Raw genomic sequence first — 21,647 nt, forward strand, 5'->3', positions numbered from 1 at the left:
AAGTCGTGTAGGTTATTGGATGATTTCATTTTATCACAAATAAAAATAAACAAAAAGTAATAAAGATAAATAAAATAGGCATTTAAAAAGGGTTGACAATACTATTACCGAATAGTAAAATATAAGTTTGTTGTTTTTTGGTCAAAAATAGTGTATAATTAAAGAAAAACAAGATGCATGGAGGGATTTATGTTTAAAATCGGAGATAAAGTTGTGTACCCTATGCATGGAGCGGGTGTAATTGAAGCTATTGAAAAAAAGGAAATCTTGGGGGATGAACGAGATTTTTATGTGCTGAAATTACCAATCAAAAATATGAAAGTTATGTTGCCAATTGAAAACGCTGAAAACTTGGGTGTCCGTAATATTGTGGACAGCACGGTTCTTTCGCAAGTTATGACTGTACTTGCAGAAGACAAGGGCTCTATGCCAGACAATTGGAACAGAAGGTACCGTTCAAATCTTGAAAAGGTGAAGACTGGTGATATTTTTGAAGTGGCAAAAGTTGTTCGCAATCTAGAAATTTTAGATCGTGAAAAAGGACTTTCCACTGGAGAACGCAAAATGCTTAGTAATTCTAAACAAATCTTGGTGAGTGAGCTGATTTTAGCGAGAGACATTCAAGAAGATGAAGCTGTTTCGCTTGTTAACACAACTATTGGAAGTCATTAATTTTTTTAGGGTAAGCCCGAACTTTACAGTTCGGGTTTTTTGTTTGTTTGTTTTTCCATGTGTCTATGTTAAAATAAGGATATAACTTTGAAAGGAGGGTATTCGTGATTGAAAAAATTGTTAAATCCATCATAGCTTTTATTGGACTAAGCATTGGCGTTGTTTTTGGAATTTACATGACAGACTTTGTATATCCAAATCCATGGTTTGAGTTTGGTCGAATGGTTTATGCGATTTCGTTGCCTGTTTTATTTGGATTATTATTTGCATTTATAACTTTTGTGGCATCTAAACTCGTGATTGCTATTGGAAAAAAACTTGCTCAGATTGCACAAAATGAAATTGATAAAATTCCACAACAAGACCTTGTTGTTTCGTTTGTGGGCTTGGTGCTTGGGATGCTTTTTGCATTTTTAATTAGTGGGTTGTTTGATATTATTCCTTTACCTGTAATTGCAAATGCGCTTAAAATTCTTTCTTATATTTTCTTTGGGTATTTGGGCATTAGTGTTGCACAACGTATTGCAAGGGACAATGCAAAAGTTGGTGAATTGTCTCGGAAAATTTCTGCTACAAAAACAACTAAATCTAAAGATTTGGAACAAAAATTAAGGCCCAAATTATTGGACACAAGTGTCATTATTGATGGACGAATCGCCGACATATACAAATCGGGCTTTATAGAAGGTGATATTGTAATTCCTGAATTTGTTTTAAGAGAACTTCAACATATTGCGGATTCTGCTGATGCTCTGAAAAGAAATAGAGGACGTCGCGGTTTAGATGTCTTGAAAATGATTCAGCAGGAGCTCCCAGGGCGCGTAAAAATCGTTGATGAGGATTTTGAAGATGTTCAAGAAGTGGATATTAAGTTGATTAAATTAGCACAAAAGTATAATGGTGCAATTGTTACAAACGATTATAACTTAAATAAAGTAGCATCACTTCAAGACGTTTTTATTTTGAACATCAATGAACTTGCAAATGCCGTAAAACCGGTTGTGATACCTGGAGAAGAAATGGTTGTTCAAGTTATTAAAGAAGGAAAAGAATCCAATCAAGGTGTTTCTTACTTGGATGATGGTACGATGATTGTGGTTGAAGATGGGAAAAAATTTATTCATGAGACAATTGAAGTTCTTGTTACAAGCGTCTTGCAAACTGCTGCTGGTAGAATGATCTTTGTAAAACCTAAACAATAGTATAGTGACTAAGAAGGTTTTTTAGAAGCCTTCTTATTTTTTTGATATAATAGAAAAGGAATTTAAAAGAAAGTGTGGCGTTTACAGTGTATAATGGAAAGCGAATAGGGGCTATTATTCCAGCGGCAGGAATAGGGCAACGCATGAAGCGTACGGGTCATAAGCAATTTTTGACTGTTGGTGGCAAAGAAATTCTTGAATGGACACTTTATAATTTGATGAAAACGGTAACCATTGATGAAGTTTGGATCATTGCACCTCAAGCGTCTATTGAAGAATTAAAAGATAAAATAAAGCGGTGGAATATCTTATATGACTTTAATAGGCCAATCCATGTTAGACCTGGGGGTGAAACACGTCAAGCCTCTGTTTTCAAAGGGTTGTCGTATATTGATAATTCAGTGGATTGGGTCGTTGTTCACGATGGGGTGAGACCATTTGTTGACTCAAGTTGGCTTGAAAACAATTTACACCATATGTCAGATTCAGATGCGGTGGTTGCCGCAATTCCTTCAATAGATACTCTAAAACAGGTGGATGAGAGGGGATATGTTGTATCTACTCTTGATCGAAGTTGTGTTTGGCAGATACAAACACCTCAGGTTTTTGTATACAAAGAGTTGCTTGCGGCACATTACAAAGCTATTGAATCTATGTTCGAAGCCACTGATGACGCTGGCTTGGTCGAAAGGCTTGGGTATAAAGTAATGCTCTGTGAAGCAAACAGAAATAATATAAAAATTACAACACCTGAAGATTTGGTTTTTGCAGAGGCGATTATAAACAGTTTGAAAGCAGGTGACTTATGAAAGTTGGACTTGGATATGATGTACATCAATTGGTTGAGGGACGTCCATTAATAATAGGTGGCGTCCATTTGCCTTATGATAAAGGTTTGCTTGGCCATTCGGATGCAGATGTATTAACACATGCTGTAATGGATGCAATTTTGGGAGCATTGGGTAAAGGTGACATTGGGAAGCATTTTCCGGACACAGATGACCGGTATAAAAACATTTCAAGTATTGAGCTTCTTAAGGAAGTTCAAAAAAGTTTAGAGTCTTCGGATTATAAAATTGGAAATATTGATGCTGTGATTGTTGCTCAAAAGCCTAAAATGGCCCCTTTTTTAGAAGCAATGGTAAGCCGGCTGGCGCGTGTTCTTAAATGTGACTTAAGCCAGATTAACATAAAAGCAACCACAACTGAGCGTCTTGGTTTTGAAGGGCGAGAAGAGGGAATATCCGCTCATGCCATTGTAATGATTGTTAAATGGGAGGTTTAAATGTCAGAGAACTATAAGTTTTGTCAACACAAAAAATGCGAATTTTTTCCGTGCCATTCAGGTGTAAAAGAATCTGAGTTTAATTGTTTGTTTTGCTATTGTCCCCTCTATATGCTTAAAGAAGAGTGTGGTGGAGATTATGTTATGACAAATGGAATCAAGGATTGCAGCAATTGTACAAAACCTCATGAGCCGGGTGGATATGAATACATTATGAGTAAGATGAAGCTCGTGATTGAAAGGGGTTCCAATTTTTAGTATAATAGGCGGGAAGAAAAATAGGAGGTTTATATGAAACCAAGATTAAGATTTGCGCCAAGTCCAACAGGATATGTTCATATAGGTGGGCTTAGAACTGCGCTTTATAATTATTTATATGCAAAAAAACATGATGGTACATACCTTTTAAGGGTTGAAGACACAGATCAATCTAGACTTGTGGAAGGTGCTATAGAAGGCATGATTGACGCAATGACATGGGCCGGTGTTGTTCATGATGAAGGCCCTTTTATGGATGATGCATCAGGACGGGTTGTTGAACGCGGTGAGTATGGGCCTTATATTCAGTCAAAGAGACTGGATGTGTATAGAAAACATGCAAGTGACTTGATTGACTCGGGGCATGCCTATTACTGTTTTTGTACCAAGGAACGATTGGAGGCAGTGCGTGAGACGCAAAAGGCGAGTGGTTTAACACCAAAGTATGATGGACATTGCCGGAACTTGTCAAAAGAAGAAGTGGCAGAAAAACTCGCAAATGGTGTTCCGCATGTTGTGAGACTTAAACTTCCAGAATCAAGAACTATAGAATTTGAAGATGCAATCAAGGGTAAGGTATCTGTTTGCACGGATGATTTGGATGATCAGGTATTGATGAAGACTGACGGATTTCCAACTTATCATATGGCTGTTGTGGTGGATGATCACTATATGGGAATTACGCATGTGGTCCGTGGCGATGAGTGGCTTATTTCAACACCAAAACACATTTACACGTATGAAGCCTTTGGTTGGCAAGCACCACAATTTGTACACTTACCGGTTATTTTAAGTCAGTCAAAGAAAAAGCTTAGCAAGCGTGAAGGTGATGTTTCAGTAGATGATTTCAAGAAAAAAGGGTATTTGCCAGAGGCGCTGGTGAATTACATTGCACTTGTTGGGTGGTCACCAGAAGATGGTACTGAAATTATGGACATGAAAACTTTGATTGATAAATTTTCTTTTGAACGGGTATCTAAATCAAGCGGTGTCTTTGACGTGGATAAGTTAAACTGGATGAACAATCAGTATATTCGAGCTTATGAGTTGGACCGTCTTATTGATATTGCAAAACCATTTTTTGTGGCTTCTGGATACGCAGATGAAACGTCATTTGAAGCGAACAAAGCGCATTTTGCTTTGATACTGGACATATTGAGAGAACGTTTAAACCGTCTGGATGAAATTGGGGCATATTATAATCTGTTCAACAACAATAAACTGATACTTGAAGATGAAGAGGCAAAATCCATGATAGAAATGGAACATGTAGGTGATATGCTGAAATGCTTTGCTGATAAGTTGGAAAGTTATGAATCTGTTGTTGCAGATGATGTTAAAAAGATTTTGAAAGAAGTGCAAAAAGAGACTGGCCATAAAGGGAAAAACTTGTTTATGCCTGTTCGAGTAGCTCTAACGGGTCAAGTACATGGACCTGATATAGCGCGTGTCATTGAAGTGATTGGTACTGTGAATGCAGTTGAACGTGTTAGATACAGTATAGACTGTTTTTGTCAATAAGATTTGGATCTGAGGGCTTTTGCATTGCACAGCCCTCATTTTCTTAAATATGGAGATGGATAATGAACGAATTCTTGGAATTTGCTGAGATGAAACAAATGGATGAAATGGCGGTTCGCATGATGAATCCGCTTAAACTGGCGTTTCTGGGGGATGCTATATATGAAGCCTATATCAGAACTTATTTAATGACACAGCACGTTATGACACCACACGAAATGTCAAAAATGTCACGTAAATTTGTTAAGGCTTCGGCTCAAGCTGAAGCTGTTCACGCAATAAAACCTTTGTTAAGTGAGTCTGAATGGCAAATGATTAAAAGGGGAAGAAATCAGAATTCTGCATCTGTACCTAAAAATGCAGTTTTGGCAGATTATAGATATGCTACAGGATTTGAAGCTTTAATTGGGTATCTTTATTTAACAAATCAAAAGACGCGTCTTTATGAAGTTGTTCATGAAGTGATTAAGGTGTTGACAAAAGAGGAGGCGTCAAAAGATGAATCCTAAATATATAAAATATTGGATTGGGCTTACGCTTGTTTTATGTGTCATTTTAGGGATTAAATCTTTTTTTATAGATCCAGTTAAATTGGATAGTCCTGAAAAAAAGGAAATTGTGGAACAAATGCAGGTCATCATTGATGAACAATATGACCACTCGATTTTCACCACAGGAATTGTGAAAGTTAGGATCATTGAGGTGAAAGCAGATGGACCGGACAATTTTAAGGGACATTATCGGAAATATTTGCTGGGTATTTTTCCAATAGGAGACACTTACTTTTCATCAAAAGAAGATATGGAGGGGCTATGAAAGTACAATTGCTTGCACATACACCGGATCCTGAGCGCATTATAGCTGGTGCGGCCAAATTATGCTATTCAGCTGTAGGCATTGATGCACTTAATGAAAAATTGGATTCTGAATCTGTGACCAGTTTCTTAAATAAACTAATGGCACTCGGACACGAGTCACCTCTGGAACACGTTTCGTTTACATTTGGAATTGAGGGTGTGAGCAGAGTCTTGACACACCAACTGGTTAGGCATAGGATTGCTTCTTATTCCCAGCAATCACAACGTTATGTAAAGTTGGATGCCTTTGAGTATGTCACACCGCCGGCCATACTTAAGATTCCTAAAGCAAAAGCCCTATTTGATCAAGCCATGGCAGAGGATCAAAAGATATATAATGAACTGACTGAAATCTTGGAAAACGGGTATTATAAAGAAATGATTGCTGCTGGAATGACAGAAAAAAAGGCCCGCTCTCAATCTGAAAAAAAAGCAGTTGAAGATGCGCGGTTTGTTTTTCCAAATGCTTGTGAAACAAAGATAGTGGTTACAATGAATGCAAGGAGTTTAATGAATTTTTTTAACCACAGATGTTGCAATCGGGCTCAGTGGGAAATACAGGCTTTGGCGATAGAGATGTTGAGAATTGTTAGAGGCGTAGCGCCTGGGATTTTCAACAATTCCGGTCCAGGCTGCCTTGTAGGCCCATGTCCTGAAGGCAAAATGACTTGTGGTGAAATTAATGAGGTGCGTCAGTTTTTTAAGACGCTTTAACAATAAGGAGTGGCCATGCTAGAAGATATAATATATGGAAGAAATCCAATTTTTGAGGCAATGGAGTCGGGCAGAGAAATCAATAAGATTTTAATATCAGAGACATCCAAGGACCGTACGGTTCAAAAAATTATTGACTTAGCCAAAAATAAGAATCTATTAATTCAATATGTAGATAAGAAGCAGTTGGATAAACTATGTGAAGGTGAAAATCATCAAGGTGTTATCGCTTATGTTGCGCCATTTAAATATTATGAAGTTGATGAAATCTTGGCTATGGCTTCGGAAAAGGGAGAGACACCTCTTTTGGTTATATGTGATGAAATTACAGACCCACATAATCTAGGGAGTATAATAAGAACTGCAAATGCGACGGGCGTACACGGGGTTATAATCCCAAAAAGAAGAAGTGCTGCTGTTAATCAAACTGTGGTTAAAACATCTTCTGGAGCAGCTGAATATGTACCGGTTGCAAAAGTTACTAACATTGTACAAACGATGGAACGTCTGAAAGAGGCAGGGGTATGGATTGTAGGAACCGATATGGGTGAGCAGACGTATTATGAAGCGAATTTAGAGGGGCCACTTGCTGTGGTTGTTGGTAATGAAGGAAAAGGGATTAGCCGTTTGGTTCGTGAAAAGTGTGATTTTCTTGTATCCTTACCCATGCTTGGACAGGTGAGTTCTCTAAATGCATCAGTTGCCTGTTCAATTGTACTCTACGAAGTCGTGCGACAGAGGAATCAGCGTAGATGACTTGACGCTGCCTTTGTGAATAATATATAATGATTCTATGACCTTTATTTAATAATTCAACCATTGGGAGGCAGCATTGATGGGACAAATGATAAAAACGGATCAAGATGTGATGGAAGACGAGTTGATTGTCGAATTGGCACGATCTGGAGACTCAAAGGCTCAAGAACTGCTGATTCAAAAATACAAGAACTTTGTCAGAAGCAAAGCGCGGGCATATTTTTTGATTGGGGCAGATAAGGAAGACATCGTACAAGAAGGCATGATTGGACTGTTTAAGGCAATGCGAGATTATCAACCAGATAAAGTAGCGTCTTTTAAGTCTTTTGCTGAATTGTGTATAAAGCGTCAAATTATAACCGCTATAAAAACAGCGACACGTCAAAAGCACATTCCGTTAAATTCATATGTGTCATTGAACAAACCAATTTTTGATGATGAATCGGATCGAACATTATACGATTTGATGGTTAATAGTAAGGATCAAAATCCTGAGCATTTAATGATTAAAAAAGAAGAGTTGGGGCTGATAGAAGAGAAAATGGGCGAGGTGCTTAGCGATCTTGAATGGAAAGTTTTGAATGCTTATTTGGAAGGGAAATCCTATCAGGAAATTTCTGTGGAGATGAACAAGCATGTAAAATCCATAGACAATGCACTTCAAAGAGTTAAAAAAAAGTTGGGAAAAGTAGTTGTGAATTTTAATTAGTCAGTAAACAAACAGAAGATGTTTGTTGTATAATATGTACATAATAATTAAGGAGGAATCAATCCATGGCCAAGCAAAAGTTTGAAAGAACTAAACCACACTGTAACATTGGAACAATCGGTCACGTTGACCACGGTAAAACAACGCTTACAGCGGCAATTACAAAAGTATTGTTTGAAAAATACGGATTTGGTGAAAAAGTTGATTTTGAAAATATCGACAAAGCACCAGAAGAGAGAGAAAGAGGGATTACAATCTCTACAGCTCACGTTGAGTACGAAACACCAGCGAGACACTATGCACACGTTGACTGTCCAGGTCATGCCGACTATGTAAAGAACATGATTACAGGTGCTGCGCAAATGGATGGTTCAATCCTAGTTGTATCAGCAGCAGATGGTCCAATGCCACAAACAAGAGAGCATATCTTGCTTTCAAGACAAGTTGGCGTACCATATATCGTTGTATTCCTTAACAAATGTGACATGGTAGATGACGAAGAATTGCTTGAACTCGTTGAAATGGAAGTAAGAGATTTGCTTTCAGAGTATGACTTCCCAGGTGATGACACACCTATCGTAAGAGGTTCAGCTCTTAAAGCTCTTGAAGGCGAAGAAGCGTGGACAGAAAAAATCATCGAACTTTTTGAAATTATCGATGAATACATCCCACAACCTGAAAGAGATACAGATAAGCCATTCCTTATGCCAGTAGAGGACGTATTCTCAATTACAGGAAGAGGAACAGTAGCAACAGGAAGAATTGAAAGAGGAATCGTAAAGGTTTCTGAGGAAGTTGAGCTTGTTGGATTATCAGAAGCGCCAAGAAAGCTTGTAGTAACAGGCGTAGAGATGTTCAAGAAACTTCTTGATGAAGGACAGGCAGGCGATAACGTAGGCCTTCTTCTTAGAGGAATTCAAAGAACAGAAATCGAAAGAGGCCAAGTACTTGCGAAGCCAGGTACAATTCACCCACATACAAAGTTCGAAGCTCAAGTTTATGTTTTGACAAAAGAAGAGGGCGGAAGACACACACCATTCTTCAAAGGCTATAGACCACAGTTCTTCTTTAGAACAACAGACGTAACTGGATCAATTGATCTTCCAGCAGGCGTTGAAATGTGTATGCCTGGTGATAACGTAGAAATGAACATCGAATTGATTTCACCAATTGCGATTGAAGAAGGTTTAAGATTCTCAATCCGTGAAGGTGGAAGAACAGTTGGTGCTGGATCTGTTATCAAGATTTACGAATAATAAAAAACGCTTGATTTTCAGCAATAAATAGTATAAAATATCAGAAGTGTTTAAAGTCTTCATCTTGAAACAACATGTAATAAGGACTAGTGGCAACTAGTCCTTATTTAACTTGGCAAAAAAGGTTAAGCATTTTTAAAACAATTTCAGCCCTAAAGTGTTGGGGTTTTATTGACATGCAAAATGTTTTGTGGTAGGTTAAGTTAGTGATGTTATATTGGGTGAAGTGTGCGGTTAGAGGCACGGACAATAGTTGGTATAGGAGGTGTCAAGATGAGAGTGAATATTACTTTGGCTTGTACAGAGTGTAAAAACAGAAATTACAATACATCAAAAAACAAAAAGAACAACCCTGACAGAATTGAAATGATGAAATATTGTAAATTTGACAAAAAGCATACATTGCATAAAGAAACCAAGTAGGTTTTAAAATCATGGATAAGGGGTTGAGATAAAAATGTCTTCTAGTAATAATGTTAAAGAAAAAAAACCTGGAATGGGTAAGTTTTTTAAAGGCGTAAGAAGTGAAGTCAAGAAAGTAACATGGCCATCTCGTAAAGATGTATGGAACTATACGGTGGTTGTTCTTGTTATGGTGTTGATTTCAGCAGTGTCCATCGGCGTGCTAGATACGATTTTTAAATTTTTCTTCAACTTACTTGCATAAGCACATTCGATAACTATGGGAGGAGGTTTGAGGTTAATACCGAAAAATCATGTCAGATACGAATAACGCAAAATGGTATGTCGTTCATACGTACTCGGGTCACGAGAACAAAGTGAAGGCGAACATCGAAAAAATCGTAGAGAATAGAGGTATGGAGGATGTTATCCTCGAAGTAGTCGTACCGACTGAGATCGTAGTGGAAATCAAGGCGGGAAAACGAAAAGACAAATCTAAGAAGATCTTCCCAGGTTATGCATTGGTAAAAATGATTATGACTGACGAATCTTGGTATGTTGTAAGAAACACAAGAGGTGTAACCGGGTTTGTTGGCCCGGGATCAAAACCGATTCCGTTAACTGATGAAGAAGTCTTGAATATGGGGCTTGAAAAACGTACCATTGAAGTGGATTTTGAAGTTGGGGATTCAATTACAGTTATAAGCGGTCCATTTGAAACTTTTGTTGGAACCATTGAAGAGATTCATATGGAAAGACAATCGATTAAAGCGATCCTCTCGATGTTTGGCAGAGAAACACCTGTTGAACTAGAATTTGATCAAGTAGAAAAAAATTAATGTAATTGAAGGAGGTGTAGACAATGGCGAAAAAAGTAACAGGTCTCGTAAAATTGCAAATTCCAGCAGGTAAGGCGACACCAGCACCACCAGTTGGACCAGCTTTGGGTCAACAAGGTGTTAACATTATGCAATTCTGTAAGGAATTTAATGCAAAAACAGCAGATCAAGCAGGAATGATTATTCCGGTTGTGATTACTGTATATCAAGACAGATCTTATACTTTTATTACAAAAACTCCGCCGGCTGCCAACTTGTTGCTTAAAGCTGCAGGTATTCAGAGCGGTTCTGGAGAACCAAATGTAAAAAAAGTTGCAACTGTTAAGAGAGACAAAATCAAAGAAATTGCTGAAATCAAAATGGCTGATTTAAACGCAGGCAGTGTTGAAGCAGCAATGCGCATGGTAGAAGGTACTGCAAGAAGTATGGGTATCTTAGTAGAAGACTAATAAGTCTTTAGAACTGTGGGAGGATTATCCGCGTAACCACAAAGGAGGAAAAAATGCCAAAAAAAGGTAAAGCTTATCAGACATCAAGCAAACTTGTTGACCGTAACAAATTGTATGAACTTGATGAAGCGATTAAGTTAGTAAAAGAAACAGCAAAAGCAAAATTTGATGAAACGATTGAAATGCATATTAGATTAGGTGTCGATGGTAGACACGCTGATCAGCAAGTAAGAGGTGCTATTGTTTTGCCACATGGTACAGGTAAAACAAAAAAAGTATTGGTTGTTGCAAAAGGCGAGAAGGCTCAAGAAGCTGAAAACGCTGGTGCTGACTTTGTTGGCGCTGAAGATATCATTGCAAAAATTCAATCAGAAAACTGGTTCGATTTCGATATTATTGTTGCGACACCAGACATGATGGGTCAATTGGGTCGATTGGGCCGTGTGCTTGGACCAAAAGGCTTGATGCCAAATCCTAAATCAGGTACTGTAACATTTGACATTGAAAAAGCAGTTAAAGAAATCAAAGCTGGTAAAGTTGAGTACAGACTTGATAAAACAAATATTGTTCACGTTTCAATTGGAAAGGCTTCTTTTGAAGAAAAGCAACTTTCTGAGAATCTTCAGGCGCTTATTGAAGCCCTTAACAAGGCAAAACCTGCTGCTGCGAAAGGCACTTATCTTAAGAGTGTAACTGTTGCAAGCACAATGGGTCCTGGAATTCGATTAAACGGTGCAAAATTATAATTGACAAATTGATTTTACTTTGGTAAAATTACTTTGTTGTGAAATTGTAAATAACCGTAGACAGTAGGTGCTAACGCTTAATTTCCTACCGAGGTAAAGATAAATGATTTATTGTTCGGATAAATTATGACCTCTCTTGTCTACGGAAGAGAGGTTTTATTATGTACAAGGAGGTGGACAAATGTCAAAGAATCTTGAATTAAAAAAAGTGGCTGTTGAAGAAATCAAAGAACGATTTACTAAAGCCAAGTCTGCTGTGCTTGTAGATTACAGAGGATTAACAGTTGATGAAGCGACTGAACTTAGAAGTAAGTTTAGAAATGCAGGTGTTGAGTATAAAGTATACAAAAACAACCTTGTTAAACTCGCAATTCAAGGCACAGAATTTGAGCCATTGTCTCAAGATTTGACTGGTCCAAATGCAATTGCATTCGGAATTGAAGACGCAGTAATCCCAGCAAAGATTGTAAAAGATTTTGCGAAAGATCATAAAGCGTTAGAACTTAAAGCAGGTATTGTTGAAGGTTCATATTGTAATCTAGAAGATATCATTAAAATTGCTGATTTACCGTCAAGAGAAGCCCTTATTGGCAGATTCCTTGGAAGCGTCAAGGCGCCTGTATCTAATTTTGCTTATTTCTTGTCGAATTTAATCAAAGAGCAAGAAAGCAACGCGTAAGTTGTGTAAATTAAGAAAATAATTTCGGAGGTGTACGAAAATGACTAAAGATCAAATTATTGAAGCTATCAAAGGCATGAGTATTTTAGAAATTAAAGAATTGGTTGAAGCATGTGAAGAAGAGTTTGGTGTATCTGCATCTGCTCCAGTGGTTGCAGTAGCAGGCGCTGCAGCAGCAGAAGCTGCTGATGAAAAATCTGAGTTTGATGTAGTTCTTGCAAATGCTGGCGCTAAGAAAATTGGCGTTATCAAAGTTGTAAGAGAAATTACAGGACTAGGCCTTAAAGAAGCAAAAGACCTTGTTGACAATGCGCCAAAAGCAGTTAAAGAAGCCGTTTCTAAAGAAGAAGCAGAAGAAATCAAAGCTAAGTTGGAAGAAGCTGGCGCTGCAGTTGAATTGAAGTAGTATTTATAATGAAATAGCCACCAAAGTAATGGTGGCTATTTATCTTTTTATGAAAAATGACAACATCATAGGACTCTATTCTAATCAAACTTATAAAAAGTGGTTGACATTACTTGTGCTGTGTGATACCATTTTATAATGCTATAAGTATGTTTAGAATGGAGTTTTTTCGCTTCTAAAAGAGGTAGCATGTTAGGCAAAAAAGGAGTTTGTTCCTTTTATAATACAATGATTTTATTACACAAGGGGTGAAAATTTAATGCCACAACCTGTAATGCTCGGAAGAACTGAAAGAGTCAGCTTTGCGCGAATTAATGAATTGCTTGAAAAGCCCAACCTAATTGAAATCCAAAAAAAGTCATACGATTGGTTTTTAGCGGAAGGACTTAAGGAAGCATTCAATGATATTTCGCCAATAGAAGACTATACTGGTGCGTTGATTTTGGAGTTTATCGACTATGAATTTGATGAAGATCCCAAATATGACGTCGAAGAATGTAAGGAGCGCGATGTTAATTATGCGGTCCCGCTTAGGGTGCAAGTAAGATTTATCAACCGTGAAACAGGCGAAATCAAAGAACAAAAAGTTTTCATGGGAGACTTTCCGTTAATGACGGAAAACGGTACATTTATCATTAATGGTGCTGAACGTGTTATTGTAAGTCAATTGGTGAGATCACCAGGGCCTTATTATGATGTGAAAATTGACAAAGTGGGCACCAAACTCTATTCAAGTACTATCATTCCAAATCGTGGGGCTTGGCTGGAGTATGAAACTGATTCAAATGATATTGTATCTGTTCGTATCGACAGAACAAGAAAATTACCAGCAACAACTTTGATCAGAGCACTTGGCTATCAATCAAATCATGAGATTTTAACCTTATTCGGTGAAGATGACAAGCTAATTAAAACTTTGGACAAAGATAGCACAACCAATCAGGAAGAAGGCCTTATAGAGATTTATAAGAAATTACGTCCTGGTGAACCACCAACCGTTGAAAGTGCTAAAAATTTAATTAATTCTCTGTTCTTTGACGAAAAAAGGTATGACCTTGCAAAAGTAGGCCGGTATAAATTTAACAAAAAACTTGGGATTTCCAACCGAATTGATGATAGAATTGCTGCAGAGAATATCGTCAGTCCTATTACGGGAGAGATACTTGTAGAAAAAGGTGATAAAATCACTTTGGAAATGGCTCAAGATATTGAAGACGAAGGTGTAAAACAGGTCGATATTATCGGTGAAGACGATAAAGTCGTACGTGTAATTGGAAACCAGTTTGTCGACATTAAGAAGCATTTCAGTTCTGATAAAATCATTTTAAAAGAAAAAGTATACTATCCAGTTTTGAAAGAAATTCTGGATACGTATGAGACAGAAGATGAACGTGTTCAGCTTATGCAAGATCGTATGTCTGAACTTGTACCAAGACATATTATCCCTGCTGATATACTGGCAACATTTAGTTATATACTCAATTTGAATTCAGGTATCGGAAATGTAGATGATATTGATCACTTGGGAAATAGAAGAATTAGATCGGTAGGCGAATTGCTCCAGAACCAATTCAGAATTGGTCTGTCTAGGATGGAAAGAGTTGTTCGAGAAAGAATGACCATTCAAGACATGGAAGCAATTACCCCACAAGCACTTATAAACATTAAACCTGTTGTTTCTGCAATAAAGGAATTTTTTGGAAGTTCGCAGTTATCTCAATTTATGGATCAAACCAACCCCTTGACTGAGTTGACGCATAAAAGAAGATTGTCTGCTCTTGGACCAGGCGGACTTTCTAGAGAGCGTGCGGGTTTTGAGGTCCGTGACGTTCACCATTCCCACTATGGTAGAATGTGTCCGATTGAGACACCAGAAGGTCCAAACATTGGACTTATTGGATCTTTAAGTACATTTGCTAGAATTAATGAGTATGGATTTATTGAATCGCCATATCGTAAAGTAGATCGAAAGACAAACGTAATAACAGATGAAATCATCTATATTACAGCAGATGTGGAAGAAAAGTATATTGTAGCTCCGGCAAATGAACCAATCGGCGACGATAATAAATTTATTAGCAATCGAATCGTTGCAAGAAGACGTTCGGATATTAAAGAGTTCCCGGCTTCAGAAATCGAGTTGGTTGAAGTTTCAGCGCAACAGATGGTTTCTGTAGCAACTGCAATGATTCCGTTCCTTGAAAATGATGACGCAAACAGAGCTTTGATGGGTTCAAACATGCAGCGTCAAGCTGTGCCGCTTGTTAGAGCAGAGGCGCCAATTATTGGAACTGGAATTGAACACATTGCTGCAAAGGATTCCGGCGCTGTGATTAAATCGCCTGTAGATGGTGTCGTCGAGTACGTATCTGCAGATGAAATTGTGATCCGAGCAAATGAAGATAAAAGAAAATACAGATATAAACTTTTAAAATTTAAGCGATCCAATCAAGGCACATGTATCAATCAAAAGCCATTGGTAAAAAAAGGTGAAGTGGTAAGAGTTGACGATATTGTTGCAGATGGCCCTTCAACAGATAATGGCGAAATTGCACTTGGTACAAATCTCTTGATAGGTTTCATGACTTGGGAAGGTTATAACTATGAAGATGCAATACTCCTGAGTGAAGAGTTGGTTATGGAAGACAAACTGAGTTCTATCCATATTGAAGAGTATGAATCCGAAGCAAGAGATACAAAGCTTGGGCCTGAAGAAATTACGCGTGATATTCCGAATGTTGGAGAAGATGCGCTTAAAAACTTAGATGCTGAAGGCATTATTCGCATTGGTGCTGAAGTAAATTCAGGTGATATCTTAGTCGGTAAGGTCACGCCAAAAGGTGAGACTGAATTAACTGCAGAGGAAAGGTTACTTCGCGCAATTTTTGGAGAAAAGGCGCGTGAGGTAAGAGATACTTCTTTAAGAGTTCCACATGGTGAATCAGGTATAATAGTTGATGTTAAGAAATTTGAAAGAGAAAATGGCGACGAATTGTCCCCAGGTGTTAACAAGTTGATTCGAGTTTATATTGCAAAGAAACGCAAGATCAACATTGGCGATAAAATGGCAGGTCGACATGGTAACAAGGGTGTTGTTTCAAGAATTTTACCTGTTGAAGACATGCCGTTCCTCGAAGATGGAACACCACTTCAAATTGTTTTAAATCCCCTAGGCGTTCCATCGCGTATGAATATCGGACAGGTTCTAGAGGTTCACATGGGCCTTGCTGCAAAGAAAAATGGTTGGAAAATCGCGACACCTGTTTTTGATGGCGCTACAGAGCTTCAAATTATGGATATTCTTGAGAATGCAGGATACCCAGCTAATGGAAAGTTATTGGTCAGAGATGGTCGGTCTGGAGAGGCGTTTGATAATCCAGTAACTGTGGGCTACATGTATATGTTGAAACTTCACCACTTGGTTGATGACAAAATTCATGCCAGAAGTACTGGTCCTTACTCGCTTGTTACACAACAGCCATTGGGTGGAAAAGCTCAATTTGGCGGTCAAAGATTTGGTGAGATGGAAGTATGGGCGCTTGAAGCATACGGCGCTGCGCACACACTTCAAGAAATTCTCACAGTTAAATCCGATGATGTTGTTGGACGTGTTAAAGCGTATGAGGCTATCGTTAAAGGAGAGAACATACCGGAACCAGGTATTCCGGAGTCGTTTAAGGTTTTAATCAAAGAACTACAAGCTCTAGCGCTCGATGTAAAAGTGCTTAGAGATGATGCAGGCGAAATTGAAATTGAGCTTGTTGATGATGACGACGACAGCTTGGATTACAATGCAGCTCTCAAAGAAAGCAAAATATCGAATGATGTTGAAAAAGGTGCTTTTATTGACGCGCCACTTGATCCGTCAGAAGAAGGTGCTTTGAAGCAGGAAGATATGAATCAGGACGAGACGTATGATTCTGAAAACGAATTTGAAGATTAATCAACTTTTATTAGAGAAGGGAGAGGTAGCCCTTGATCGAATTTAACAATTTTGACTCCATAAGAATTGGCTTGGCATCACCAGATAAAATTAGATCGTGGTCAAAAGGTGAAGTTAAAAAGCCAGAAACAATTAACTATAGAACATTAAAACCTGAAAAAGAAGGGTTGTTCTGTGAAAAGATTTTCGGACCTACTAAAGACTGGGAATGTCATTGTGGTAAGTACAAGAAAGTAAGATATAAAGGTGTTGTTTGTGACAGATGCGGTGTAGAGGTAACTAAATCTAAAGTGCGCCGTGAACGAATGGGCCATATTGAATTGGCTGCACCTGTATCACACATCTGGTACTTTAAAGGAATTCCGTCTAAAATGGGTATCCTATTAGACCTGTCTCCAAGAGCCTTGGAAAAAGTATTGTATTTTGCTTCCTATATTGTTATAGAACCTGGCGAAACGAGCCTTGAACACAAACAACTTTTGACAGAAAGTGAATATTCACAGTATAGAGAAAAATATGGAAACGCTTTTAGAGCAATGATGGGTGCTGAAGCGGTCAAAGAGATTTTAGGTCAAGTAGATCTAGAAGCTTTGGCAAAAGAGTTAAAATCTCAACTTAAAGAAAGCACTGGTCAAAAGCGTATACGAATTGTAAGGAGACTTGAGGTCGTAGACGCCTTCAGACAATCTGGTAATGATCCTGAGTGGATGATTCTAGATGTAGTACCTGTTATTCCACCGGATTTGCGTCCGATGGTTCAACTCGATGGTGGTCGTTTTGCGACAGCAGACCTTAATGATTTGTACAGACGTGTAATTAACCGAAACAATCGATTAAAACGTCTGTTAGAGCTTGGCGCACCAGATATAATTGTTAGAAATGAAAAACGTATGCTTCAGGAAGCTGTAGATGCGCTTATTGATAATGGCAGAAGAGGAAGACCGGTAACGGGTCCTGGAAATAGACCACTTAAGTCCCTTTCGGATTTGTTAAAAGGGAAGCAAGGTCGGTTTAGACAAAACCTTCTTGGTAAACGTGTGGATTATTCAGGACGTTCAGTTATTGTAGTTGGCCCTGAGCTGAAATTTTACCAGTGTGGATTGCCAAAAAAAATGGCGCTTGAGCTATTCAAGCCTTTTGTAATGAAACGTCTGGTTAAAGATGGTTATGTACACAATATTAAGAGTGCCAAAAGAATGGTTGAGCGTGTAAAACCCGAAGTTTGGAGTATTGTTGAGGAAGTTATTAGAGAGCATCCAGTGCTTCTAAACCGAGCACCGACACTTCATAGACTTGGTATTCAAGCATTTGAGCCAGTTTTAGTTGAAGGTAAAGCGATTCGATTACATCCGCTAGTATGTACAGCTTACAATGCTGACTTTGACGGAGACCAAATGGCGGTACATGTGCCATTGTCTGTAGAGTCTCAAGCTGAAGCGAGATTTTTGATGCTTTCTGTAAACAATATTTTGGCGCCTAAAGATGGTCGCCCAATAACAACGCCAACGCAGGATATGGTTTTGGGTGCTTACTATTTGACCTTTGAAAAAGAAGATCAAGAAGGGCCTATAAAGGTTTATAAAGATTACGATGAGATGAATCTTGCATACTTCAACGGAAGTGTACACTTGCAAGAACGCGTTAAACTTAGAAAATACCTTCCAGAAGAGAATCGTAGCATTATTATAGAAAGTACAGTTGGTCGTTTTATTTTCAATGAGAAGATTCCTCAAAACCTTGGTTTTGTAGATCGAACTGAAAATCCATACGGACTTGAAATTGATTTCTTATGCAAGAAAAAAGATTTGGAAGATATTATCGCAAAGTGTTTTACAGAATATGGAAACACAGTAACTGCCCAACTTTTGGACCATATGAAGGACATGGGATTCAGATTTTCAACTAAGGGTGCAGTTACTGTATCGGTTTCAGATATGGTAATCCCAGAAGCAAAGAAACTGTTGATTGAAAGTGCGCGAGATACAGTTGATAAGTATCAAAAAGCATATAGAAGAGGTTTGATTTCTGAAGATGAGCGATACGAAAAGGTTATTCAGACTTGGACCAAAACAACAGAAGATGTTACAGAGGCCTTAATGAAGAATCTTTCCAACTTAAACAACATTAAGATCATGGCGGATTCTGGTGCAAGGGGCTCTAAAAATCAAATTAGACAACTTGCTGGTATGCGTGGACTTATGGCCAACGCACTTGGTAAAACAGTAGAGATTCCAATCGTGTCCAATTTCCGAGAAGGACTGACAGTTCTTGAATACTTTATATCAACGACAGGCGCGCGTAAAGGGTTGGCTGATACTGCCCTTAGAACAGCAGACTCGGGATACCTTACAAGACGTCTTGTGGATGTAAGCCAGGAAGTGATTGTACGTGAAGTGGATTGTCATACAAACGAAGGTATTGAAGTTGTTGAGTTTAGAGAAGGCAATGAACTGATTGAGCCGCTTGAAGAACGTATTTTAGGACGTTATCCAGTTGAGGATGTTGTTCATCCTGAAACAGGTGAGGTGATTTGTCCGAAACATCAAATGATTTCCGAAAAACTTGCAGATCAAATTATCAAAGCAGGATTTAAATCTCTTAAAATAAGATCTGTATTGGCTTGTGAAACTCAATACGGTGTTTGTGCAAAATGTTATGGCCTTAACCTTGCAACAGGTAAACCTGTACATGTAGGTGAATCTGTTGGAATTATAGCAGCTCAATCCATTGGTGAACCAGGAACACAGTTAACAATGAGAACTTTCCACACGGGTGGTGTCGCTGGTGGCGATATTACTCAGGGTCTTCCTAGAGTTGAAGAACTTTTTGAAGGCAGAAAGCCAAAAGGTTTGGCAGTAATTGCAGAAATTGATGGTGTTGTTTCATTTAAAGAAACAAAGAAAAAGCGTGAAGTTGTCATTACAAATGAAGAAACGGGCGAGCAACATGCATCTCTGGTTGTGTTTGGTGCTAAAGTAAAGGTAAAAGAAGGTGACAGAGTTGTTAACGGTCAACCTTTAACAGAAGGTTCTATTAATCCACATGATCTTTTGCGTGTTGTAGGCGTAAAAGGGGTAAGAGAGTATATTATTAAAGAAGTTCAGAAAGTTTATAGACTTCAAGGTGTTGATATTAATGACAAGCATATTGAAATCATTGTGAAGCAAATGCTGTCTAAAATCAAAGTTGATGAGTCTGGGGACACCTTGCTCATGCCTGGAAATGTCATAAGCTTGAAAGAATTTAATAAAATCAACGATGAAGTTGTTGGTGAAGGCGGAGAACCAGCTGAAGGAACGCGTACTTTACTAGGGATTACAAAGGCTTCGTTGGCGACTGACTCATTCCTTTCTGCGGCATCTTTCCAAGAAACGACAAGAGTTCTTACGGAAGCGGCTATTAATGGCAAAGAGGATCGACTTTTGGGACTTAAAGAGAATGTCATTATTGGTAAATTGATTCCAGCAGGTACTGGTATGCGATATTACCGTGAAATGACTGTAAAATCAAACGATGAGTTCGATTTAGACAGCCTTTAAGCTTTAAAAGTATTTAACATAATATTTATTGACAGCCATTTTCTATGGTGTTAAAATGATGAAGTGCATATTGCCGACTTTAAGGAGGATACAGTGTGCAGTTAAATGAACTGGCTAAAAACCCAAAACTTGTTATAGGTGTTAAGCAGACGACAAAGGTTTTAATGTCGCATCAAGCTGTAGTTGTTTTTGTGGCTAAAGATGCTGAACAACATGTTGTTAGACGTGTCATTCAATTGGCGACAGATCAAGAAGTTGATATTGTCTTCGTGGAGTCTATGAAAGAGTTGGGAAAAGCCTGTAATATTGACGTTGGTGCTGCGACAGCGGTTATTGAAAAATAGACATCTTAAAAATGAAAGGAGGTGCAGAGAAAGAATGCCTACTATTAATCAGTTAGTGAGAAAAGGAAGACAAGAAGTTGAAACTAAATCTACTTCACCTGCTTTACAAAGAAGTATGAACACTTTGAAGAGAAAGCAAGTTAAAATTAGCTCCCCTCAAAAAAGAGGCGTGTGTACGAGCGTAAAGACAGTAACGCCTAAGAAGCCAAACTCGGCTTTGAGAAAAGTTGCCAGAGTTAGACTTACAAACGGTTTTGAGGTTACAGCTTACATTCCAGGTGTAGGTCACAACTTGCAAGAGCACAGTGTTGTGCTTATCAGAGGCGGTAGAGTTAAAGACTTGCCAGGTTGTAGATATCACATCGTGAGAGGCGTACTTGATACTTCTGGTGTTAACAACAGAATGCAGGGAAGATCAAAATATGGCGCTAAGAGACCTAAGAAAAAGTAATGCATAAATTGGCCTCTTCCGTAAGGAAGGGGCTTTATATAGTAAATACAATTCAATAAGCAGATCCGCACAACGACAGTTAAATGTCGAGTACCGATGAATGACCAAAACGAATTATAAGGAGGGAAGCAAAGTGCCTAGAAAAGGAAGTGTTCCTAAAAGAGAAGTATTGCCTGATCCGCTGTACGGAAGCAAAGTTGTCACTAAGTTGATCAACAGCATTATGTATGATGGAAAAAGAGGCGTTGCTCAAAGCATTGTTTATGGTGCCTTTGAGAATGTGAAAGAAAAAACTGGCAAAGAACCGTTAGAGGTATTTGAAACAGCAATGAATAATATCATGCCTGTTTTAGAAGTTAAAGCGAGAAGAGTTGGTGGTTCAAACTATCAGGTTCCAATCGAAGTAAGACCTGAAAGAAGACAAACGCTAGGACTTAGATGGCTTACAACTTATGCCAGAAAAAGAGGCGAGCGTACAATGCAAGATAGACTTGCAAAGGAAATTATGGATGCCGCAAACAACACAGGTGCTGCAGTTAAGAAGAGAGAAGACACTCATAAAATGGCAGAGTCTAACAAAGCATTTGCACACTATCGTTTCTAAAATTAAAAATACTGT

General features: G+C 38.3%; 24 protein-coding genes and 1 other annotated feature. All 24 genes read left to right on the forward strand.

Translation table 11 applies throughout. The annotated features are described in order from the left end of the window. The first annotated feature begins 189 nt into the window (after positions 1 to 189). The 24 genes from JOC49_RS06510 to rpsG all read left to right on the forward strand — a co-directional run bounded on the left by JOC49_RS06510 (position 190) and on the right by rpsG (position 21,632). Positions 190 to 672 (forward strand): CarD family transcriptional regulator, encoded by a 483-nt coding sequence (locus tag JOC49_RS06510; RefSeq protein WP_204663595.1) that lies wholly within the window; start codon positions 190 to 192, stop codon positions 670 to 672. A 104-nt stretch (positions 673 to 776) separates the two neighbouring features. Further along, complete coding sequence (locus JOC49_RS06515; RefSeq protein WP_204663597.1) at positions 777 to 1,874, forward strand: PIN domain-containing protein; 1,098 nt, start codon at positions 777 to 779, stop codon at positions 1,872 to 1,874. An 86-nt stretch (positions 1,875 to 1,960) separates the two neighbouring features. Next, entirely contained in the window at positions 1,961 to 2,683 is a 723-nt protein-coding gene (gene ispD / locus JOC49_RS06520; RefSeq protein WP_204663599.1) for a 2-C-methyl-D-erythritol 4-phosphate cytidylyltransferase, read from the forward strand. Then, positions 2,680 to 3,159, forward strand: a complete 480-nt coding sequence (gene ispF, locus JOC49_RS06525; protein ID WP_204663601.1) for a 2-C-methyl-D-erythritol 2,4-cyclodiphosphate synthase — start codon at positions 2,680 to 2,682, stop codon at positions 3,157 to 3,159. The genes ispD and ispF overlap by 4 nt, the downstream gene beginning before the upstream one ends. Beyond that, complete coding sequence (locus tag JOC49_RS06530) at positions 3,160 to 3,417, forward strand: cysteine-rich small domain-containing protein (RefSeq protein WP_204663603.1); 258 nt, start codon at positions 3,160 to 3,162, stop codon at positions 3,415 to 3,417. It abuts the gene before it with no gap. A 33-nt stretch (positions 3,418 to 3,450) separates the two neighbouring features. Next, positions 3,451 to 4,938 carry a glutamate--tRNA ligase gene (gene gltX / locus JOC49_RS06535; RefSeq protein ID WP_204663605.1) on the forward strand — a complete coding sequence of 496 codons (1,488 nt, stop codon included), beginning with the start codon at positions 3,451 to 3,453 and terminating at the stop codon, positions 4,936 to 4,938. A gap of 62 nt (positions 4,939 to 5,000) precedes the next feature. After that, positions 5,001 to 5,447 (forward strand): Mini-ribonuclease 3, encoded by a 447-nt coding sequence (locus JOC49_RS06540; protein WP_204663607.1) that lies wholly within the window; start codon positions 5,001 to 5,003, stop codon positions 5,445 to 5,447. Continuing rightward, the gene (locus JOC49_RS06545) at positions 5,437 to 5,754 is read left to right on the forward strand and encodes a hypothetical protein (RefSeq protein ID WP_204663609.1); all 318 of its coding nucleotides are present in this window, start codon (positions 5,437 to 5,439) and stop codon (positions 5,752 to 5,754) included. Before JOC49_RS06540 ends, JOC49_RS06545 begins: the two co-directional genes overlap by 11 nt. Further along, positions 5,751 to 6,509: an FAD-dependent thymidylate synthase gene (gene thyX, locus JOC49_RS06550; RefSeq protein WP_204663611.1), complete on the forward strand. Its 759-nt coding sequence runs from the start codon at positions 5,751 to 5,753 to the stop codon at positions 6,507 to 6,509. Before JOC49_RS06545 ends, thyX begins: the two co-directional genes overlap by 4 nt. 15 nt (positions 6,510 to 6,524) lie before the next feature. Continuing rightward, positions 6,525 to 7,265, forward strand: coding sequence for a 23S rRNA (guanosine(2251)-2'-O)-methyltransferase RlmB (rlmB, locus tag JOC49_RS06555; protein WP_204663613.1), 741 nt, complete (start codon positions 6,525 to 6,527; stop codon positions 7,263 to 7,265). Positions 7,266 to 7,344: 79 nt separating this feature from the next. Continuing rightward, entirely contained in the window at positions 7,345 to 7,974 is a 630-nt protein-coding gene (sigH, locus tag JOC49_RS06560) for an RNA polymerase sporulation sigma factor SigH (RefSeq protein WP_204663615.1), read from the forward strand. Positions 7,975 to 8,039: 65 nt separating this feature from the next. Next, positions 8,040 to 9,230 carry an elongation factor Tu gene (gene tuf, locus JOC49_RS06565; protein ID WP_204663617.1) on the forward strand — a complete coding sequence of 397 codons (1,191 nt, stop codon included), beginning with the start codon at positions 8,040 to 8,042 and terminating at the stop codon, positions 9,228 to 9,230. 273 nt (positions 9,231 to 9,503) lie between these two features. Further along, positions 9,504 to 9,653: a 50S ribosomal protein L33 gene (rpmG, locus tag JOC49_RS06570; protein WP_204663619.1), complete on the forward strand. Its 150-nt coding sequence runs from the start codon at positions 9,504 to 9,506 to the stop codon at positions 9,651 to 9,653. 34 nt (positions 9,654 to 9,687) lie between these two features. Next, positions 9,688 to 9,897 (forward strand): preprotein translocase subunit SecE, encoded by a 210-nt coding sequence (secE, locus tag JOC49_RS06575; RefSeq protein ID WP_204663621.1) that lies wholly within the window; start codon positions 9,688 to 9,690, stop codon positions 9,895 to 9,897. A gap of 49 nt (positions 9,898 to 9,946) precedes the next feature. Beyond that, positions 9,947 to 10,471, forward strand: a complete 525-nt coding sequence (gene nusG, locus JOC49_RS06580; RefSeq protein ID WP_204663623.1) for a transcription termination/antitermination protein NusG — start codon at positions 9,947 to 9,949, stop codon at positions 10,469 to 10,471. A 23-nt stretch (positions 10,472 to 10,494) separates the two neighbouring features. Beyond that, entirely contained in the window at positions 10,495 to 10,920 is a 426-nt protein-coding gene (gene rplK, locus JOC49_RS06585; RefSeq protein WP_204663625.1) for a 50S ribosomal protein L11, read from the forward strand. Positions 10,921 to 10,973: 53 nt separating this feature from the next. Next, complete coding sequence (rplA, locus tag JOC49_RS06590) at positions 10,974 to 11,666, forward strand: 50S ribosomal protein L1 (protein WP_204663627.1); 693 nt, start codon at positions 10,974 to 10,976, stop codon at positions 11,664 to 11,666. Between the two features lie 36 nt (positions 11,667 to 11,702). Further along, positions 11,703 to 11,835, forward strand: a sequence feature (ribosomal protein L10 leader region). Positions 11,836 to 11,847: 12 nt separating this feature from the next. Continuing rightward, positions 11,848 to 12,345 (forward strand): 50S ribosomal protein L10, encoded by a 498-nt coding sequence (gene rplJ, locus JOC49_RS06595; RefSeq protein WP_204663629.1) that lies wholly within the window; start codon positions 11,848 to 11,850, stop codon positions 12,343 to 12,345. 40 nt (positions 12,346 to 12,385) lie between these two features. Continuing rightward, the gene (gene rplL / locus JOC49_RS06600) at positions 12,386 to 12,751 is read left to right on the forward strand and encodes a 50S ribosomal protein L7/L12 (protein ID WP_204663631.1); all 366 of its coding nucleotides are present in this window, start codon (positions 12,386 to 12,388) and stop codon (positions 12,749 to 12,751) included. Between the two features lie 259 nt (positions 12,752 to 13,010). After that, complete coding sequence (gene rpoB / locus JOC49_RS06605; protein ID WP_204663633.1) at positions 13,011 to 16,694, forward strand: DNA-directed RNA polymerase subunit beta; 3,684 nt, start codon at positions 13,011 to 13,013, stop codon at positions 16,692 to 16,694. Between the two features lie 32 nt (positions 16,695 to 16,726). Then, on the forward strand, positions 16,727 to 20,233 hold the full coding sequence (gene rpoC, locus JOC49_RS06610) for a DNA-directed RNA polymerase subunit beta' (protein WP_204663635.1): 3,507 nt from the start codon (positions 16,727 to 16,729) through the stop codon (positions 20,231 to 20,233). Between the two features lie 95 nt (positions 20,234 to 20,328). After that, positions 20,329 to 20,577, forward strand: coding sequence for a ribosomal L7Ae/L30e/S12e/Gadd45 family protein (locus JOC49_RS06615; protein WP_341534662.1), 249 nt, complete (start codon positions 20,329 to 20,331; stop codon positions 20,575 to 20,577). Positions 20,578 to 20,611: 34 nt separating this feature from the next. After that, a complete protein-coding gene (rpsL, locus tag JOC49_RS06620; protein WP_204663637.1) occupies positions 20,612 to 21,028 on the forward strand; it encodes a 30S ribosomal protein S12 in 417 nt (138 codons plus the stop codon). 133 nt (positions 21,029 to 21,161) lie between these two features. Then, complete coding sequence (rpsG, locus tag JOC49_RS06625; RefSeq protein WP_204663639.1) at positions 21,162 to 21,632, forward strand: 30S ribosomal protein S7; 471 nt, start codon at positions 21,162 to 21,164, stop codon at positions 21,630 to 21,632. The last annotated feature ends 15 nt before the right edge of the window (positions 21,633 to 21,647 follow it).

This window comes from Fusibacter tunisiensis, assembly GCF_016908355.1.
Taxonomy (GTDB): Bacteria; Bacillota; Clostridia; order Peptostreptococcales; family Acidaminobacteraceae; genus Fusibacter_D; species Fusibacter_D tunisiensis.

Bases quoted from the DNA above. Each gene is read 5' to 3' on its own strand.
- JOC49_RS06510 (WP_204663595.1), top strand. From the start codon at position 190: ATGTTTAAAATCGGAGATAAAGTTGTGTACCCTATGCATGGAGCGGGT.
- ispF (WP_204663601.1), top strand. From the start codon at position 2,680: ATGAAAGTTGGACTTGGATATGATGTACATCAATTGGTTGAGGGACGT.
- JOC49_RS06530 (WP_204663603.1), top strand. From the start codon at position 3,160: ATGTCAGAGAACTATAAGTTTTGTCAACACAAAAAATGCGAATTTTTT.
- gltX (WP_204663605.1), top strand. From the start codon at position 3,451: ATGAAACCAAGATTAAGATTTGCGCCAAGTCCAACAGGATATGTTCAT.
- JOC49_RS06540 (WP_204663607.1), top strand. From the start codon at position 5,001: ATGAACGAATTCTTGGAATTTGCTGAGATGAAACAAATGGATGAAATG.
- JOC49_RS06545 (WP_204663609.1), top strand. From the start codon at position 5,437: ATGAATCCTAAATATATAAAATATTGGATTGGGCTTACGCTTGTTTTA.
- thyX (WP_204663611.1), top strand. From the start codon at position 5,751: ATGAAAGTACAATTGCTTGCACATACACCGGATCCTGAGCGCATTATA.
- rlmB (WP_204663613.1), top strand. From the start codon at position 6,525: ATGCTAGAAGATATAATATATGGAAGAAATCCAATTTTTGAGGCAATG.
- sigH (WP_204663615.1), top strand. From the start codon at position 7,345: ATGGGACAAATGATAAAAACGGATCAAGATGTGATGGAAGACGAGTTG.
- tuf (WP_204663617.1), top strand. From the start codon at position 8,040: ATGGCCAAGCAAAAGTTTGAAAGAACTAAACCACACTGTAACATTGGA.
- rpmG (WP_204663619.1), top strand. From the start codon at position 9,504: ATGAGAGTGAATATTACTTTGGCTTGTACAGAGTGTAAAAACAGAAAT.
- secE (WP_204663621.1), top strand. From the start codon at position 9,688: ATGTCTTCTAGTAATAATGTTAAAGAAAAAAAACCTGGAATGGGTAAG.
- nusG (WP_204663623.1), top strand. From the start codon at position 9,947: ATGTCAGATACGAATAACGCAAAATGGTATGTCGTTCATACGTACTCG.
- rplK (WP_204663625.1), top strand. From the start codon at position 10,495: ATGGCGAAAAAAGTAACAGGTCTCGTAAAATTGCAAATTCCAGCAGGT.
- rplA (WP_204663627.1), top strand. From the start codon at position 10,974: ATGCCAAAAAAAGGTAAAGCTTATCAGACATCAAGCAAACTTGTTGAC.
- rplJ (WP_204663629.1), top strand. From the start codon at position 11,848: ATGTCAAAGAATCTTGAATTAAAAAAAGTGGCTGTTGAAGAAATCAAA.
- rplL (WP_204663631.1), top strand. From the start codon at position 12,386: ATGACTAAAGATCAAATTATTGAAGCTATCAAAGGCATGAGTATTTTA.
- rpoB (WP_204663633.1), top strand. From the start codon at position 13,011: ATGCCACAACCTGTAATGCTCGGAAGAACTGAAAGAGTCAGCTTTGCG.
- rpsL (WP_204663637.1), top strand. From the start codon at position 20,612: ATGCCTACTATTAATCAGTTAGTGAGAAAAGGAAGACAAGAAGTTGAA.